We start from the raw sequence: 15,334 nt of genomic DNA, 5'->3' as shown, positions 1-15,334 counted from the left end.
TCCTTCTTATTTACGGAAGAATATGGTTTTGGTTTCGTCAAAAAAAGACCAAAATGATATGGTCTTTTTTGATGTTTATGAGCAATTATTCGGATTTATGAGCGCCTGCCGTCATCACGTCCCGCAGAATGTTCTGTATGGCGTAGTCGATATTGATGGAGCGACGTATTTCTCTTGTTCAGCTGTATATGCGTAAGGAGCTTCAAGCGCGGCAAGCAGTTCTTCCAACACGCTGAAGTCTCCTTCGGTAGCGGCGTTCAACGCTTCTTCCACGCGGTGGTTGCGCGGGATGATGGATGGATTGCTGTCCTGCATTAGCTGTTTCATTGCAACTTCCGATTCCGGCTGTCTTTCCAGCCGCGACTTCCAGCGGGCATGCCATTCTTCGAACTCAGGTGTCTTGCACATTGGCATCGCATTCAGGTCGCCTACCGTCAATGCACGGAATGTATTTGTATAATCCGCTTTATTGTCCTTCATTATCTTCAACAGATCCTTCACGAGCGTTACATCTTGCTGTTCTTCATTGAACAAACCGAGCTTTCCCCTCATCCCTGAAAGCCAATGCTCATGATACATCCTAGCGAAGCCCGAAAGTGTCTGCGTCGCGATTTCAATTGCTTTTTCAGAGTCTTCATCGAAGAGTGGCAAAAGCGTTTCAGCAAATCGGGCGAGATTCCATTCGGCGATTCCGGGTTGATTGCCATATGCATAGCGTCCTTCACGATCGATGGAGCTGAAGACGGTCGCTGGGTCATACATGTCCATGAAGGCGCACGGTCCATAGTCGATCGTTTCGCCGCTGATCGCCATATTGTCCGTATTCATGACGCCGTGAATGAAACCGACCAGCTGCCATTTGGCAATTAAAGAAGCTTGCTTTTCCATCACTTTTTGAAGCAATGACACGTAAGGATTCGGGTCCTTCGCCACTTCCGGATAATGCCTTTCGATCGTATAATCCGCTAACGTCCGCAAATCTTCGTCGACTTGGCGGGCGGCAGCGTATTGAAAAGTTCCGACTCGGATATGGCTTGCGGCAATCCGTGTTAAAACAGCCCCTTCGAGCGTCTCTTCACGATAGACCGGCGCTCCCGTCACAACAACTGCAAGGCTTCGCGTCGTTGGAATGCCAAGTGAATGCATTGCCTCGCTCATGATGAATTCGCGGAGCATCGGACCGAGCGCCGCCCGTCCATCGCCACCGCGGGAGAACGGCGTCCTTCCTGAGCCTTTTAGTTGAATATCGACCCGATTGCCTTGCGTCAGCTGCTCGCCAAGCAACACTGCCCGTCCATCCCCGAGCATCGTAAAATGGCCGAATTGGTGTCCGGCATACGCTTGCGCGATCGGCGCCGCGCCTTCAGGAATCTTGTTTCCTGCGAGGATATCGACTCCTTCCTCGCTTTCCAACGATTCGACATCCAGCCCGAGCGACTCCGCCAATGGTTGATTAAATACGACCAACTCCGGTGATGGTGCCGCTTCAGGGTCCGTCTTCGCGAAGAATGGCTCCGGCAGACGGGTGTAGCTATTATCTAAATGCCATCCGAATTCTTTCATCGTCTTCAACTCCCGTTTCTAAGATGTCCGCTTCGCAATTAAGGGATTTATTTCTTTTCCAATACGGCAAAATAATTATCTTCATTGTCCGCAAAGTTGAACACTCGGCCCGTAGGCATAGTGACCAGTTCGCCGACTTTCACTTTTTTGCTTTTGAGGTCTTCATAAAGTGCATCCAGATTTTCCGTAAACAATAGAAGCGAGGGTGTTCCAAGATTCAATTCCGGCTGCATTTCTGCGATCAGCTTTTTATTATGCAGAACGATGCTCGTTTCTGCATGTGCTGTCGGCGCAATTTCAATCCACTTCATCCCTTGGCCATTGTCTTCTTCCCCGACAACGGTGAAGCCGACTTTCTCAGTCCAGAATTCCTTTGATTCGTCCTGATTGTCCACATACAACATAATTTGTCCGATTTTATGAATCATTTTCAATTTCCCTCTTTCCATATTTTTGTTTTGTCCTTGACCTTATCTTACAGCATAAGAAGACCTATTAGCCATTATCCAGTCAGCCCTCACTTATAAATTCACCAATTCGGGGAATCGTATGGGAGAACTTGAATGGAAGGGTGAAAGGAGGAATTTGGAAACGATGAAAATTGCCGTTGAACAGCCTTATGAAGACGTTATGAACGCTCTTGTGGCTAAAGGTTATGAAGCCAAGATGTTTAACACCGATGAAGATGTCACCGGCTACGATATCGGCGTCGTTCGTGCCATCAATGAAGGGAACACGCATGAATTCAACTTCCCTGTCGTCACGATGAAGGGCATGTCGGTTGACGATGTCGTCCAAGCAGTCGAAAAGAAAGCGAACCTCCTCCAATAAGCATCCCCGAAACAACAGAATCTATGGCCCCCGTAGGTTCTGCCTTCCATTAAACATGACAGCCCGCCAATTGACCTCATTGGCGGGCTGTTTTGATCAATGATAATAATATGTCTGGCGCCTGCGTGAAGCTTCCAGCTGTTCCGCCCTGTACCTACGCTGAAACGCACGAAGCGCATCCAATTGTCCATTCAAGCGGGGATCCTGCGACATCATTTCTTTTAATCCTGAAGGATCGAGCTTCCTCTTCATTTTTTCTATTTCATCCTCAAAAAATAATGACATGTCCATACCTCCTCCCCTTTGATTGGCAAGGGATAGCGGATTGGGCTTATTATTCGCCATTCCCCCGTTACCATAGAGTACGTCGATTTATCGACAGGACAAGAGGTAAGTGTACAGTTTTTGTGATTTAAATGAAGTACTTGGTGTCAAAGCACTCTATTCAACGAAACGTGCGTTCCCGTTTGTATGGACTTTCTTTTACATTTACTGTATACTGTAAGCAACAGATTATTCACGAATACGTAGACACCAGACGATAAGGAAAGGAGGATAAAAGGGATGGAGGAAAGGATTCTGCAATTGCTTGAAGGATTGAACGCCAAGGTTGATAATATTGAAACCGAAATGGGTGGCTTGAAATCCGAAGTAGGCAGCTTGAAATCAGATATGGGAGACTTGAAATCCGAAGTAGGTAGCTTGCGAACTGAAATGCACAGCCGTTTTGATCGGGTCGATCACCTTTTGGAAGGAACCGGCGGTCAATTTGAGCACCAAACGAGCCAACGCATCGCCGAGGGACAAGCTATCTCTAAAGAACTCACGAGCATTAAATTACGAATCTTTGACTTGGAAACGAAGACCATGTAAATGTAAAACAGAACCTACGGCAGCTGCCCTAGGTTCTGTTTTTTTTTTAGGATTCCATGATGACTGTGATGATGATGCCCAGGATAATTCCGACGAAGACAGTTGCTGAATATAGAAGAACCCGCCTCATTCCCTCATCCTTCCGTCACTCTTTTATCCACTATATTAATGAGCGGGACAAAACATGTCCGAGTCCTGTGCGCAAGATGCATTTCCCCTCAGCCTCAGGTCGTATATGAAAATCAAACAAGCGACTGGTAAGTTCTTCACGTAAATAGAGTAGAATAGAAGAAAATGGGGATGAAGGAGAAATGAAGATGAATAAACTTTTATGGACCGCGTTGCTGACAGGTTTTCTCGTTGTGATCGGCATCTACGGGTATAACAACTGGTTTGCAAAAGCTAGCGGAAATGAGATTTCGATTGAAAAGGATAAAGCGAAGGCGTTGGATGTGGACATCGACTTCGGGGTCGGCAACCTTTACATCGAGGGCGGTTCTCCGGAATGGATCAGTGGGGAGTTTTCCTATAACCACAAAAGACTTGAGCCGAAAGTGTCGTATAAGAAACGGCAGGACGTCGGCAACGTCAAAATTAAACAAGGCTCGGGAACAAGGTTGGGATTCAATAAACGCAAGGTCGATAACGAATGGGACCTTCAATTGACAAATGACATTCCTATCGACTTGAACGTTGATATGGGTGTTTCGAAATCGAGATTGAAACTTCAAGGACTCCAATTAAACAGCCTTTCCATCGACGCGGGTGTCGGTGAATCCGTTATCGATCTGAGCGGCGATTGGAAAAAAGGCTTCCGGGCTAAAATGGACTTAGGTGTCGGCGACGTGACAATCATCCTTCCAAGAGAGGTCGGCGTTAGGGTGAACGCTTCGAAAGGGATCGGAAGAGTGGATTTGAAGGATCTTACCAAGCAGAACGAGGGTGTTTACGTGAATGATGCCTACGCAGGCGCAGACGTCATCATCGACATCTCTCTCGACATCGGCGTCGGCGACGTCAAATTCAAGATAGCCGAATAAATTTTGTCGTGCACAGTCAATTAATGAATTCACTTTATTTTCACGTTTCACTTGCAATTTTATACGAATCGTTGTATAGTGATAGTTAATTTAACAATATCTTATTTCGCAAGTTTTGAAGTAAGGATAGAGGCGCAAAGACCATCAGTACACAATCGGAGGACAATGAGGTCCCAAGATGATTGTGGAAAGGGGAATTTGCCGAAGTGGAGAGACACTCATTGATCTCGAAGCTGGTTCTGGGTTGAACAAGTCCAGGATTGTCATATAGGAAACTATATGGAGGGCTATCTTATGCAAAGAAATAATTTATTTTATTATTTCAAGCAACAACGAGCCCTCGTTGTTGCTTTTTGTGTTCTATTTGCAATTGCCCTTCACCCTCTATTTTATTTACCAAAATAAAAGACAGGATGTGGAGAAAAAATGAATTTCGGACAAATCGTAACAGCAATGGTGACACCTTTTGATGAACATGGTGAAATTGATTTCCCAGCGACAAGGAATCTGATCAATCATTTAATCGCCAACGGATCGGATGCCTTGGTGGTAGCAGGAACAACAGGAGAATCCCCTACGTTATCGAACGAAGAAAAGGTCGAATTGTTCAGGTTTACAGTTGACGTTGTGAACGGAAGAGTCCCGGTCATTGCAGGTACAGGCTCGAATAATACACGGGAATCGATTGAACTGACGATGCAGGCGGAAGATGCAGGCGTCGACGGCATCATGCTCGTCACCCCATACTATAACAAGCCTTGCCAAGAAGGATTGTACCAACATTTCAAGACAATTGCAGCGGCCACTTCTTTACCGATCATGCTGTACAATATTCCCGGGCGCAGCGCTGTCAACATGTCAGTCGAAACGACCATCCGCCTTTCGGAAATAAAAAATATCGTTGCCATCAAAGAGGCGAGCGGTGATTTAGACGCGATGGCCGAAATTATCGAACGTACACGAGAAGGTTTTTCATTATACAGCGGCGACGATGCGCTGACACTTCCTGTATTATCCATAGGCGGTACAGGCGTCGTTTCTGTATCTGCCCATGTGTTGGGGAATGAAATGCAAACAATGATCCGCAACTTTAAAATCGGCAATACGATAGAGGCTGCCAGCAACCATCGCAGACTGTTGCCTATGATGAAAGCACTCTTTGCAGCTCCTAACCCAACACCAGTCAAAGCGGCGTTGAACCTAAAAGGAGTCCCAGTCGGCGGCGTCCGTTTGCCGATGATCCCGTTGAATGAAGAGCAGCAACGTTCATTGCAGCAGGCATTGTCCATGTATGAAGAAAAAGTGAATGCAATTGCGTAAGTTCCTATAAGCCCTCAATATATGTCAGCCCAGTCTTTGGTACATTCGAACGGCTTGAACCACTCGGATAGAATCCGTATAGTAGGGGTAGAGAAAGAATATTGTAAAAAAGACCGCCCAATGGTTGCACATTGAACGGTCAATGTAATATCGTCAGTTCCCTAAGGGGATCGGCAGAATGGTGAAAATAATCCATCCTAAATGAGCCATCAACTCAAGGATGGATTATTTTTTGTCGTTTAATGACAATATGGCTACGACTAGAGCATACATTCCCGCTCCCAGCTTTATCATCGAACAATTCGGACAACTTTCCACATACATAGCTGTCTAAGCTCGTTTCTCCCACTTTTTATTCACCAAAAACCCTAGCGTGAATGTGATTAGCATGAAGATGTACGCATTGAATATAATCGTTGTCCCATTACTTATGAAAGGCAACAGTCTAGCAGACCCGTACACAAATGCGAGAATATAATGTTGTGATAATAATGCCAAGTTGAGGCTTCTTGCAGTACTATCCAGCACGATGAATTGCCAGATGAACAAGACGAACGAAACGAGCCATGCCGTATTTCCTAGTAAGAAACTTTTCCAGGCTGCCATATTCAACTTTGAAAATCGGAAACCGACAAAGAACCAGAATACGAGGAATACCAACTGCGCAATAACGGGGGATAACGGTACAATTAAATTGTTTACTAGAAAGCCGTAAACTAAAGGAATTAATATCAACACAATATAAAATATGTAATTTGTTTTGTTTTTCATGAAATCACCTCACTTTTCCCTTTCTCCCGATTACTTGGAGATTCGACATGTAGCACTTAAACCCCTTTTTGTTTCTTTTCAATCTTGAATTATTGTGCAGTTATAACGGCTTGAACAACTCGAATAGAATCCGTATAATAAGGGTAGAGAAAGTATATAGTAAAAAAGACCGTCCAATGGTTGCACATTGGAACGGTCAATGTAATAGCGTAGGTTCCCTAAGGGGATCGGCACAGAGATGAAATAATCCATCCTAAATGAGCCACTAACTCAAGGATGGATTATTTTTTGTCGTTTGATGACAATATAGCTATGATCAGCGCTGCAAATGTAAATACAAGCATCATTGCTTCGAATACTGTCATATTCGACCACCTCCCTTCACGGGAAAATGGCCGATCATCCTTGAGTCACCTATTCTATTACCCTTTCATTTTACCACACATACGTTCCCGCGCCTAGCTTTACCACCGAACAATTAGGACAACTCTCCACAATACAAATCTGTGATTAAACCGGAATTCCCTTAATCCGAACAGCCTCCGCCCTTCGAATATAATCCTTCAAATACTCCGCAGCATCAGGATTTCCATACACTTCTTCAGGCATCATCCAATACACTTCCGCAACCTCATCAGCACTCACCGCATACGGTTCACCGCTGAATTCCTCACACAAAAAGATAACATTCACAACAGGCTCCCCTTTGTCCGTCACGAAACTTGTGCTATGCACATATTGTGGACGCCCCTCTATGACAAGCCCCACTTCCTCCTCCACTTCCCGTGCAATTGTCCGCTCTAAAATGTCCGAAGAAGCCCCTTCCATCTCAACCTTCCCACCAACCAACGCCAATGCGCCTGGCGCGTGATCTTCCTTTTCACTTCGCTTGCATAGTAAATAGCGGCCGTCTTTGTATATGGCTGCTTCGGTGTTGACGATGAACATGATTGATCGCTCCAATCTTGTTTTGGTAACTCGTGAGAAGATAGATATATAGCGGAGACTCATTAAAAGCTCCGCTACTTTTCTCATCCCTTTGTTCAATAAACATTATAATACACTCTTAATCGCTGCAGGCATTAACCATGCAGGCATTCGTTCATGCAACCGCCACTCAAAACTAATCGGTTTATTTCCTTCATGTCTCTCATATTCGGCGGTCCCTAAGAAAACAAACGGCGAAGTATAGCCATCTTTCTGTTTATACTCTCTCACGAACAAAGCGATCTTATTTCCTGTTTTCCTATGGCTAATGTATCGCTTACCTGTTGGGCTTGTGTCTGATGTCCTGTTCTGTGATTGCCAATGAAATAATCGATCACTTATCGCATAGTCTTCATACTGCGTTGATGGTGAGAAATCTTTGTCTGATTTGTTTAATGTGACGAAGAAGATATCGGTTTGTTTGTCCTCAAAGTATTTAACTCCTTCTCGAAATGCTGGTTTGACCTCCTCGTTAAAGTAACCGAAAGCTGCGAGGACTTGGTCGGATGTATACTGTGCATGCACTCGGAGTGGAGATATATAGCCGAATGGCGATGGTTTTTCAACCGAATGTATTCTTTCCATACAGACTTCTAGTACTTGTAGAATTTCATTTTTTAGTTCTTCAGTTGAAACGAGTTTTTGGATTCCTTCATGCATTGATTCAAAGCCTAATTCCTTTGGAGGTGCGTCGAAGAACGAATAATAGAGCATCCCCACCATAAGATGTTGCTCCTCATCTTCAATACAGCCGTCCTCTAAATATCTTTTCAGGAAATTTATTAATTCAATCGAATTCATATGAAACAATGATTGAATCCTCCTATTGATGGTAACCTCGTACTCACTTTGAAAATCTTCCGAGAGTCCCGCTTCTACCTTAAGTCTTTCAAATGAGCGATTTCTGCCTGTCCCGTAAAAATCTGCAAGTGATAAATGATGATAGTGAAGAAAGTTTGATAGTGTAAGCTTTTCCCCAGTATCTTCTTCAAAGTATTTGAGCTTCGCAATCAAATTCTGCTTTGTATTTTTTACGTCTTTTACGTTTCGTAAAATATACTCCTTTGCCTGCTTCTCCATTTGAATGACGGATCCTTTTGGTAAATGAAAGAAGCCGTTTTCAATATAATGTTTGATGGAGTGCTTTGTCCTTCCGACAAGTGCGCGAAACTTCTCTTCGAAGGGATAATCAGCGTGAGCTTGTCCTACAAAATCAAGGACAGTTAAGCATTCTTTATCGTCTGATAGACGTAAGCCCCTGCCTAATTGCTGTAGAAATACCGTAAGACTTTCAGTCGGTCTTAGGAATAACACTGTATTAACCTCGGGAATATCAATTCCTTCATTGTATAAATCCACAACAAATATGAATTTAATTTCACCACTAACTAATTTTCGTTTTGCTGTATTCCGCTCTTCATCAGATGAATCTCCATGCAAAGCAATTGCAGGGATTTCCTTTGAGTTGAAGTATTTAGCCATATATATTGCATGTTCAACTGACACACAGAATCCTAAAGCCTTTACCTGATCTAATGCGGTAACATACTTATTGATACTTCGAATAATAAGATCACTTCTACGATCGTTGGAAGTGTAAACGTTTGTTAGCTCGTCCGTATCGTACCCTCTTCTAGACCATTTAATAGCAGAGAGATCAACATTATCTGTTACACAAAAATAATGAAAAGGACTTAATAATTTTCGATCGATTGCCTCAGTCAATCGCATTTCAGATGCAATCCGATCATCAAAATAACTAAGTACATTCTGATTATCCATTCGCTCAGGGGTGGCTGTTAGACCCAATAAAATAGTTGGCTCATAATATTCCAATAAGGTACGGTATGTTGGTGCTGTAGCATGGTGGAATTCATCCACAATGATAAAATCATAGAAATCAGCTGTTGTTTTTTCTTTCATCTTTTTACTATTCCAACTCTGGATACTCATGAATAGTTGATCAAATGAAGTGGGGACAAAACTACCGACAAACATTTCCCCATAATTAGCGTCCTTTAAAATTGCACGAAACGTATACATGCTTTGTTTAAGAATTTCTTCACGATGGGCAATAAACAGTAACTTCGCATTCGGCTTCTGCTGCAAGAAACGCTTGAAGTCAAAGGCGGAAATGACAGTCTTGCCTACCCCTGTAGCCGCCACGACTAAGTTTTTCATATGCCCATGTACGGTACGTTCAACTTCAAGTTCATCTAAAATTTCTTGCTGATAATGATATGGTCGAATATCTAGGAAATACTGTTCTTTCATCTCTGCCACTTGTTCTTTAGTCAAGGATTGAAGAACTTTTGACCAGTTTTCTTCTTCAGCTGACAGACTTTTAAACTCTTCGTCATTCCAATAACCTTCGTAAGTCGCTTCAAACTTTCGAATAATATCAAATGAATCGCTCTCCGTTACTTTTAAATTCCACTCAAGGCCCGAGGTTAATGCTGGGTTGGAAAGGTTTGAAGAGCCTATATACGCAGTACTAAACCCCGTTTTTCGTTTAAACAAATATGCTTTTGCATGTAAACGTGTTCTCTCTTTATCCAATGAAACCCGAATTTCAGTGTTGGGAAGCTTGCTTAATTCTTGAAGTGCTTTGAAATCAGTTGCCTCCATATACGATGTAGTAATCACTCGTAGGCGGCCCCCGCGTTCAGTGAAGTTACGAAGTTCTTCAATAATAATGCGCAACCCTGACCATTTAATAAAAGAAACAAGCCAATCAATTTCATCCGAAGTGGCAACTTCCTTTTTTAACTCCTCCAACATGTTAGGCTCGGCATGTGATCCGGTAAATAAAGAGCTTTGTGTCAAGGGGGTAATTGGTCGAAGTACTTTTTTCTTTTTTAAAGATTGAGCTGTATTTATAGTTTTATAGATTGATGTCAGAATTTCAGCATGCTCATCTAATTTAAGCTTTGCAAATTCATCATCGCCTAGTTTTTGATGAAGTACATCGATGATTTCATTACACACTTCAATTTGTCTTAGGAGTGCATCTTCTTTATTTCCGCCGTCTCGAATATGTGATAAAGCATTTCTAGTTACAGATGAAATGTAACTTGATAAAAGCACCCTTGCTTCAGCTTCGTCCATTTCTTCCTTTTCCACAGCAAAAACATCTGGAAGCTCATCCAATTCAGCTTTGACTTTCTTATTTATTAATTGCTCATAAATTCCTTCTTGCACTGTCGTATCACCCTTTCTACGGCCGGAATGTCAGCTGGTGCCCATTCTAATGAATTTAGATCACTACATGGCACCCATTTTAATTCACTATGTTCATAAGCAATTGGTGTTCCGTTGATTATCTCAGCAAAATAGGTTTCTAAACGCACTGTGAAAGTGTCATATGTATAGATCGTTTCTTCAACAAATTGCCCCACTGCAATATCACAATGAAGTTCTTCTTTTATTTCACGAAGTAAAGCAGTCTGAGGTCTTTCACCTGGTTCAATTTTCCCACCGGGAAATTCCCAATACCCCGGAAATGTCATGTTTGATGAACGTCGCGCACAAAGAATGTTACCTTCTTCATTATGAATAATTGCACCAACAACATGGACGATTTTAGGCATTCAAAATCTCCTCTGTTTTATTTAGTTCAAACCTGTACAATAGCTCTTTCTACTAGTTGTCAAAAAGAAAAATGGATACCGTTTCCATTGTAGCACTTTTCCCAATTCAACTGAATGAATTTTGAAAATTCAACGAGAGAAGCACCCTGATATTACTATTCCCTCTCAAAAAAACATCTCCCTTCACAGTCCCCATCCATCTCCCAATTCTCCTAATCGACACCATTATAAATTCAAGTTTTACAAATTTCATATTTGTTTGACAGTTTACTATATTATTGCTAACATGAAAGCGCGTTCAAAATCTATGATTGGGGGAAGAGGAATGGCGAAGACAATGTATGCATTGGATTTGAGTAAGACTATGGAAGAGCAAGCGCATCCGGGTCACAATCGGTGGCATCCGGATATTCCTGCTGCTTTTTCTGTAGATCCTGGTACTTCTTTTAGGATGGATTGCAAGGAATGGACGGATGGGCAGATTGGAAATAATGATAGTGCGGAGGATGTCCGGAGGGTTAATCTTTCGCGTGTTCATGTGTTGAGTGGCCCGGTATATGTGAATGGTGCGGAGCCTGGTGATTTGCTTGTTGTCGATATTTTGGATATCGGGGCGCATCAGGGGTATGAGTGGGGTTTTAACGGGATTTTTGCGAAGGAGAATGGTGGGAGCTTTTTGGTGGACGAGTTTCCAGAGGCGCAAAAATCGATTTGGGATTTCGAAGGAATTTATACGACGTCACGGCATGTGCCTGGGGTTAAATTCGCTGGGTTGATTCACCCGGGACTTATCGGTGTTGCCCCTTCCATGGAGCTTTTGCAGAAGTGGAATGAACGGGAGCAAAAACTGATTGATACGGATCCGAACCGGGTGCCCGCACTTGCGAATGCTCCGAATCCGGAAAGCGTTGTATTAGGTACGTTGTCGGGTGCAGAGTTTGATAGAGTTGCAAAAGAAGGCGCTCGTACAGTGCCGCCACGGGAAAATGGCGGAAACTGTGATATTAAGAACTTATCGAAGGGATCGAGGATCTTCTTCCCGACTTTTGTCGAAGGGGCGAAGTTATCGGTCGGCGATCTTCATTTCTCCCAAGGGGACGGAGAAATCACGTTCTGCGGCGGGATTGAGATGTCCGGCTGGATCGAGTTGAAGGTGGACATTATCAAGGGCGGCATGGAAAAGTATAAGATTCATGAAAACCCTGTGTTCCAGCCTGGTCCTGTCGAGCCGAATTATAATGATTATCTCGTGTTCCAAGGGATTTCAGTTGATGATCGCAATGGGCAACAGACATATTTGGATGCCAATATCGCTTTCCGTAGGGCGTGTTTGAATGCGATCGAGTATTTGAAAACTCTCGGGTATACGGGCGAGCAGGCGTATATGCTTCTGAGTACTGCACCGGTTGAGGGGCGCATTAACGGCATCGTCGATATTCCGAATGCTTGCTGTACAATCGCGATTCCTACTAAGATTTTCGACAAAGATATTATGCCGAAATAAGGAGGGCTCATTTTGCCTAGTTATACATTCCGTTGTAAGGACTGCGGCGAATTTACGCTGTTCTTCAAATCAATGTCTGGCAATAAAGAGTTGGCAGATTGCCCGGACTGTGGCCAAGTGTCAACAAGAGTCTTTTTAGCACCTAATCTCTACTCCCTTTCAAGAGAAGTGAGTTCACGCATTGAAAAAGGGATGGAGCCCCAGCGGATGACGCGGGCTGAACTAGGTGCCAAACAGCCGAAGAAAAAGGCGAAGGTCAATCGTCCTTGGCAAGTCGGTTGAAGTAAATAGGACAAGGTTACATCCACGGAGGCTCCCAGGGCTTGAGTGGATTTTTTTGCGTAAAGTCAGAATTAGTATATCCCACCCTCGATTGGTTACCCTAACGGTAAATTTGAAAGGGAGTGTAGTCTATGATGCCGGAACGCGCGCTGCTTGCGGAGTTGGATGTGGTACAGATAAAGGCATTGAGTGCTTTGGAGGAACAGCTTGGTGTGACGCTCGTCGCTTATGAAACTCCGATGCATGACGATGATCATATCGTGGAGTCTGAAGTTTGATTGGTAAGGACTATCTTCGGGTAGTCCTTTTTTGATGGATGGAAGAGTTTATCACCGACTTGCATGAATTTATCACAGTTTGACTACATGTGAATACATTTTTTCCACAAAAGTTGGCGCAGGGAGCAATTACTACTGATAGATGAAGTCTGTGATCAGGCATTCCTAGATTCAGGCTTTTTCAAAACTTCCTCAACTAATGGCCAGTTAGTTGAAGAAGTTATATTTAATCTTATTCTGTATATTCCCAAGCTGGATTCCAAACCATCTCCCACAAATGTCCGTCCGGGTCTTGGAAGTATCCAGAGTATCCTCCCCAAAAGGTATCGTGTGCTGGAACTGTAATAATTGCACCAGCCTTCTTCGCTTGCTCCATTAACATATCGACCTCATCCTTACTTCCAACATTATGGCCAATGGTAAATTCAGTTGGACTTATTGGTGTTTGTTTTAAGCTTGTGTCATGAGCTATATCCTTACGATTCCAAATCGCAAGTTTTAATCCTGATTGCAAATCAAAAAAAGCGACGGCACCATGCTCAAATTCTTGACCTACTATTCCTTCTGTCGGTAGTCCAAGTCCATCCCGATAGAACTTCAAGGACCTTTCCAAATCATCTACACCCAATGTTATAACTGAAATTCGAGGTTTCATCCAATGCCTCCTAAAAGATTTACTTTGGACAAATTAATGTAATGAGGGATGTGTAATAATTCATCGCTCCGTCTGCATTGTCATCTTGAAACATTAAGAATGATTATCTTCTCCATTAATAATCTACCCCTTTTTCATAGCTATCCCTTAAAGTATAATTCGATTTTTATAATAATATCCATTCTTCAGCCAACAGGCCTGTTCTCTCCTTAAGCAAGTATTATCTTCCCCATCACACCTCATATATTAGTATCAATTGTGTACTTTCCTAAAGAGGGGGAATGGTGTGGACATTACCGTGCGACCGGGAAACTCGCTCTGGTATTACAGCCAATTATTTGGGGTTCCGCTTCAATTGATCATAGATTCGAATCGGGATGCAAACTTAGAGGTTCTTTCAGTCGGGCAACGCATCCGCATTCCGGGATATGTGGCATTTGAGGTGCAAGTCAATCAGGGCGACTCGTTATGGTTGATTGCGCAGCGAAGAAATATCCCCCTCGAGGCGATTTTTCTTGTGAATCCAGCGATAGATCCTAATCGCCTGCAGGTTGGGCGAACCATCCGAGTTCCCTTGCGCATCACATGGAGGCTCGTCAACGGAAGGCAGACGTACAGCTATGCGATGATGCTCAACGACTTGAGAAGACTCCAATCTGTGTACCCCTTCATCCTGAACACGTCAATTGGGAAATCGGTTCTCGGAAAGAATATTCCTGAGATCCGACTTGGGACCGGGCCGAAACGGGTTCATTACAATGCTTCCTTCCACGCGAATGAATGGATTACAACACCCGTCGTTATGACCTTCCTCAATGACTATTTGCTTTCGCTTACGAACCAAACGCCGATCCGCGGCTTGTCCATGTTCCCCTTGTACCGACAAACTACCTTATCCATTGTCCCAATGGTGAATCCGGATGGCGTGACTCTTGTGCAGCAAGGGCCGCCGGAGACGGAGCCGTGGAGAACGAGAGTCGTAGAACTGAACAATGGCAGCACTGATTTCTCAGGGTGGAAAGCGAATATTCGAGGTGTCGATTTGAACGATCAGTTCCCGGCGTTATGGGAATTGGATCGGCAACAGCCACGTAATCGGAAAACCCCCGGTCCGCGTGATTATAGCGGAGAAAGACCGCTCTCGGAACCGGAATCCATTGCAATGGCAGACCTGACGAGGAGACGGGACTTTGCAAGGGTGCTCGCGTTCCATACACAAGGCCGGGTCATCTACTGGGGGTTTCAGGGACTGGAGCCGCCGGAGTCGGAAACGATGGCCAATGAATTTAGCCGGGTTAGCGGCTATGAGCCGATCCAATCAATTGAAAGCTACGCCGGCTATAAGGACTGGTTTATCCAAGATTGGCGCAGACCCGGATTCACGGTCGAGTTAGGTTCTGGAATCAATCCATTGCCGATCACCCAGTTTGATGAAATTTATCAAGACACCTTGGGCATTTTTCTTGCTGGATTGTATTTATAGGATGGCAAGTACCCGGCAAGGTTTATGCGCGGATAAATCGTTTTATGCGTATCTAGTTGGATTTATGAGCATTTGAATGGAATTATGCGTTGCTCTGACGGTTTATGCGTGAAATTCGGCATTTATGCGGTTTTAGGATTTATCCCACCAAAAAACC

At 43.8% G+C, this 15,334-nt stretch carries 17 protein-coding genes and 1 riboswitch; of the genes, 8 read left to right on the top strand and 9 right to left on the bottom strand.

Annotated elements, in window-relative coordinates:
- Positions 1-114 precede the first annotated feature (114 nt).
- Together ACFPTP_RS01125 and ACFPTP_RS01120 are read right to left on the bottom strand one after the other, a co-directional pair.
- The gene (locus ACFPTP_RS01125; protein ID WP_381441536.1) at positions 115-1,563 is read right to left on the bottom strand and encodes a protein adenylyltransferase SelO; all 1,449 of its coding nucleotides are present in this window, start codon (positions 1,561-1,563) and stop codon (positions 115-117) included.
- A gap of 47 nt (positions 1,564-1,610) precedes the next feature.
- The gene (locus ACFPTP_RS01120) at positions 1,611-1,991 is read right to left on the bottom strand and encodes a VOC family protein (protein WP_381441535.1); all 381 of its coding nucleotides are present in this window, start codon (positions 1,989-1,991) and stop codon (positions 1,611-1,613) included.
- A gap of 166 nt (positions 1,992-2,157) precedes the next feature.
- Between ACFPTP_RS01120 and ACFPTP_RS01115 the strand changes: the two genes are divergently transcribed.
- The gene (locus tag ACFPTP_RS01115) at positions 2,158-2,394 is read left to right on the top strand and encodes a YkuS family protein (protein ID WP_381441533.1); all 237 of its coding nucleotides are present in this window, start codon (positions 2,158-2,160) and stop codon (positions 2,392-2,394) included.
- Between the two features lie 96 nt (positions 2,395-2,490).
- Here the strand turns inward: ACFPTP_RS01115 and ACFPTP_RS01110 are convergent, their stop codons facing one another.
- On the bottom strand, positions 2,491-2,679 hold the full coding sequence (locus ACFPTP_RS01110) for a hypothetical protein (RefSeq protein ID WP_381441532.1): 189 nt from the start codon (positions 2,677-2,679) through the stop codon (positions 2,491-2,493).
- A gap of 279 nt (positions 2,680-2,958) precedes the next feature.
- On the opposite strand from ACFPTP_RS01110, the gene ACFPTP_RS01105 reads away from it, so the two are divergent.
- The 3 genes from ACFPTP_RS01105 (at position 2,959) to dapA (ending at position 5,627) form a co-directional block, all read left to right on the top strand.
- Positions 2,959-3,267 carry a hypothetical protein gene (locus tag ACFPTP_RS01105; RefSeq protein WP_381441530.1) on the top strand — a complete coding sequence of 103 codons (309 nt, stop codon included), beginning with the start codon at positions 2,959-2,961 and terminating at the stop codon, positions 3,265-3,267.
- 317 nt (positions 3,268-3,584) lie between these two features.
- Positions 3,585-4,307, top strand: a complete 723-nt coding sequence (locus tag ACFPTP_RS01100) for a toast rack family protein (protein WP_381441529.1) — start codon at positions 3,585-3,587, stop codon at positions 4,305-4,307.
- A gap of 119 nt (positions 4,308-4,426) precedes the next feature.
- Positions 4,427-4,605: riboswitch (Lysine riboswitch) on the top strand.
- Positions 4,606-4,733: 128 nt separating this feature from the next.
- Positions 4,734-5,627 carry a 4-hydroxy-tetrahydrodipicolinate synthase gene (dapA, locus tag ACFPTP_RS01095; protein WP_381441527.1) on the top strand — a complete coding sequence of 298 codons (894 nt, stop codon included), beginning with the start codon at positions 4,734-4,736 and terminating at the stop codon, positions 5,625-5,627.
- A gap of 330 nt (positions 5,628-5,957) precedes the next feature.
- On the opposite strand, the gene ACFPTP_RS01090 is transcribed toward dapA, so the two are convergent.
- The 5 genes from ACFPTP_RS01090 to ACFPTP_RS01070 all read right to left on the bottom strand — a co-directional run bounded on the left by ACFPTP_RS01090 (position 5,958) and on the right by ACFPTP_RS01070 (position 10,975).
- Complete coding sequence (locus ACFPTP_RS01090; RefSeq protein WP_381441525.1) at positions 5,958-6,398, bottom strand: hypothetical protein; 441 nt, start codon at positions 6,396-6,398, stop codon at positions 5,958-5,960.
- 281 nt (positions 6,399-6,679) lie between these two features.
- Positions 6,680-6,763: a putative holin-like toxin gene (locus ACFPTP_RS01085; RefSeq protein WP_381441916.1), complete on the bottom strand. Its 84-nt coding sequence runs from the start codon at positions 6,761-6,763 to the stop codon at positions 6,680-6,682.
- Between the two features lie 145 nt (positions 6,764-6,908).
- Positions 6,909-7,346 (bottom strand): NUDIX hydrolase, encoded by a 438-nt coding sequence (locus tag ACFPTP_RS01080; RefSeq protein WP_381441524.1) that lies wholly within the window; start codon positions 7,344-7,346, stop codon positions 6,909-6,911.
- Positions 7,347-7,451: 105 nt separating this feature from the next.
- The gene (locus ACFPTP_RS01075) at positions 7,452-10,586 is read right to left on the bottom strand and encodes a DEAD/DEAH box helicase (protein WP_381441523.1); all 3,135 of its coding nucleotides are present in this window, start codon (positions 10,584-10,586) and stop codon (positions 7,452-7,454) included.
- Positions 10,559-10,975, bottom strand: a complete 417-nt coding sequence (locus tag ACFPTP_RS01070) for a (deoxy)nucleoside triphosphate pyrophosphohydrolase (RefSeq protein ID WP_381441521.1) — start codon at positions 10,973-10,975, stop codon at positions 10,559-10,561. Before ACFPTP_RS01070 ends, ACFPTP_RS01075 begins: the two co-directional genes overlap by 28 nt.
- Before the next feature lie 325 nt (positions 10,976-11,300).
- Between ACFPTP_RS01070 and fmdA the strand changes: the two genes are divergently transcribed.
- From fmdA to ACFPTP_RS01055, 3 genes are all read left to right on the top strand, one after another.
- Positions 11,301-12,479 (top strand): formamidase, encoded by a 1,179-nt coding sequence (gene fmdA / locus ACFPTP_RS01065; RefSeq protein ID WP_381441519.1) that lies wholly within the window; start codon positions 11,301-11,303, stop codon positions 12,477-12,479.
- Between the two features lie 12 nt (positions 12,480-12,491).
- Positions 12,492-12,761, top strand: coding sequence for an FmdB family zinc ribbon protein (locus tag ACFPTP_RS01060; protein ID WP_381441518.1), 270 nt, complete (start codon positions 12,492-12,494; stop codon positions 12,759-12,761).
- A 131-nt stretch (positions 12,762-12,892) separates the two neighbouring features.
- Complete coding sequence (locus tag ACFPTP_RS01055) at positions 12,893-13,039, top strand: hypothetical protein (protein ID WP_381441517.1); 147 nt, start codon at positions 12,893-12,895, stop codon at positions 13,037-13,039.
- A gap of 232 nt (positions 13,040-13,271) precedes the next feature.
- Here ACFPTP_RS01055 and ACFPTP_RS01050 read toward each other — a convergent pair whose 3' ends face one another.
- The gene (locus ACFPTP_RS01050; RefSeq protein WP_381441515.1) at positions 13,272-13,694 is read right to left on the bottom strand and encodes a VOC family protein; all 423 of its coding nucleotides are present in this window, start codon (positions 13,692-13,694) and stop codon (positions 13,272-13,274) included.
- Between the two features lie 286 nt (positions 13,695-13,980).
- Here ACFPTP_RS01050 and ACFPTP_RS01045 point away from each other — a divergent pair, with 286 nt between their 5' ends.
- Positions 13,981-15,177, top strand: coding sequence for a M14 family metallopeptidase (locus tag ACFPTP_RS01045; RefSeq protein ID WP_381441514.1), 1,197 nt, complete (start codon positions 13,981-13,983; stop codon positions 15,175-15,177).
- The last annotated feature ends 157 nt before the right edge of the window (positions 15,178-15,334 follow it).

This window comes from Sporosarcina koreensis (genome assembly GCF_042655825.1).
Taxonomy (GTDB): Bacteria; Bacillota; Bacilli; order Bacillales_A; family Planococcaceae; genus Sporosarcina; species Sporosarcina koreensis.
This window is presented reverse-complemented; position numbering and strand designations above follow the sequence as displayed.

What these genes read in the sequence shown, in the direction of transcription:
- ACFPTP_RS01125 (WP_381441536.1), bottom strand. Translation starts at nt 1,563, where the DNA reads ATGAAAGAATTCGGATGGCATTTAGATAATAGCTACACCCGTCTGCCG.
- ACFPTP_RS01120 (WP_381441535.1), bottom strand. Translation starts at nt 1,991, where the DNA reads ATGATTCATAAAATCGGACAAATTATGTTGTATGTGGACAATCAGGAC.
- ACFPTP_RS01115 (WP_381441533.1), top strand. Translation starts at nt 2,158, where the DNA reads ATGAAAATTGCCGTTGAACAGCCTTATGAAGACGTTATGAACGCTCTT.
- ACFPTP_RS01110 (WP_381441532.1), bottom strand. Translation starts at nt 2,679, where the DNA reads ATGTCATTATTTTTTGAGGATGAAATAGAAAAAATGAAGAGGAAGCTC.
- ACFPTP_RS01105 (WP_381441530.1), top strand. Translation starts at nt 2,959, where the DNA reads ATGGAGGAAAGGATTCTGCAATTGCTTGAAGGATTGAACGCCAAGGTT.
- ACFPTP_RS01100 (WP_381441529.1), top strand. Translation starts at nt 3,585, where the DNA reads ATGAATAAACTTTTATGGACCGCGTTGCTGACAGGTTTTCTCGTTGTG.
- dapA (WP_381441527.1), top strand. Translation starts at nt 4,734, where the DNA reads ATGAATTTCGGACAAATCGTAACAGCAATGGTGACACCTTTTGATGAA.
- ACFPTP_RS01090 (WP_381441525.1), bottom strand. Translation starts at nt 6,398, where the DNA reads ATGAAAAACAAAACAAATTACATATTTTATATTGTGTTGATATTAATT.
- ACFPTP_RS01085 (WP_381441916.1), bottom strand. Translation starts at nt 6,763, where the DNA reads ATGACAGTATTCGAAGCAATGATGCTTGTATTTACATTTGCAGCGCTG.
- ACFPTP_RS01080 (WP_381441524.1), bottom strand. Translation starts at nt 7,346, where the DNA reads ATGTTCATCGTCAACACCGAAGCAGCCATATACAAAGACGGCCGCTAT.
- ACFPTP_RS01070 (WP_381441521.1), bottom strand. Translation starts at nt 10,975, where the DNA reads ATGCCTAAAATCGTCCATGTTGTTGGTGCAATTATTCATAATGAAGAA.
- fmdA (WP_381441519.1), top strand. Translation starts at nt 11,301, where the DNA reads ATGGCGAAGACAATGTATGCATTGGATTTGAGTAAGACTATGGAAGAG.
- ACFPTP_RS01055 (WP_381441517.1), top strand. Translation starts at nt 12,893, where the DNA reads ATGATGCCGGAACGCGCGCTGCTTGCGGAGTTGGATGTGGTACAGATA.
- ACFPTP_RS01050 (WP_381441515.1), bottom strand. Translation starts at nt 13,694, where the DNA reads ATGAAACCTCGAATTTCAGTTATAACATTGGGTGTAGATGATTTGGAA.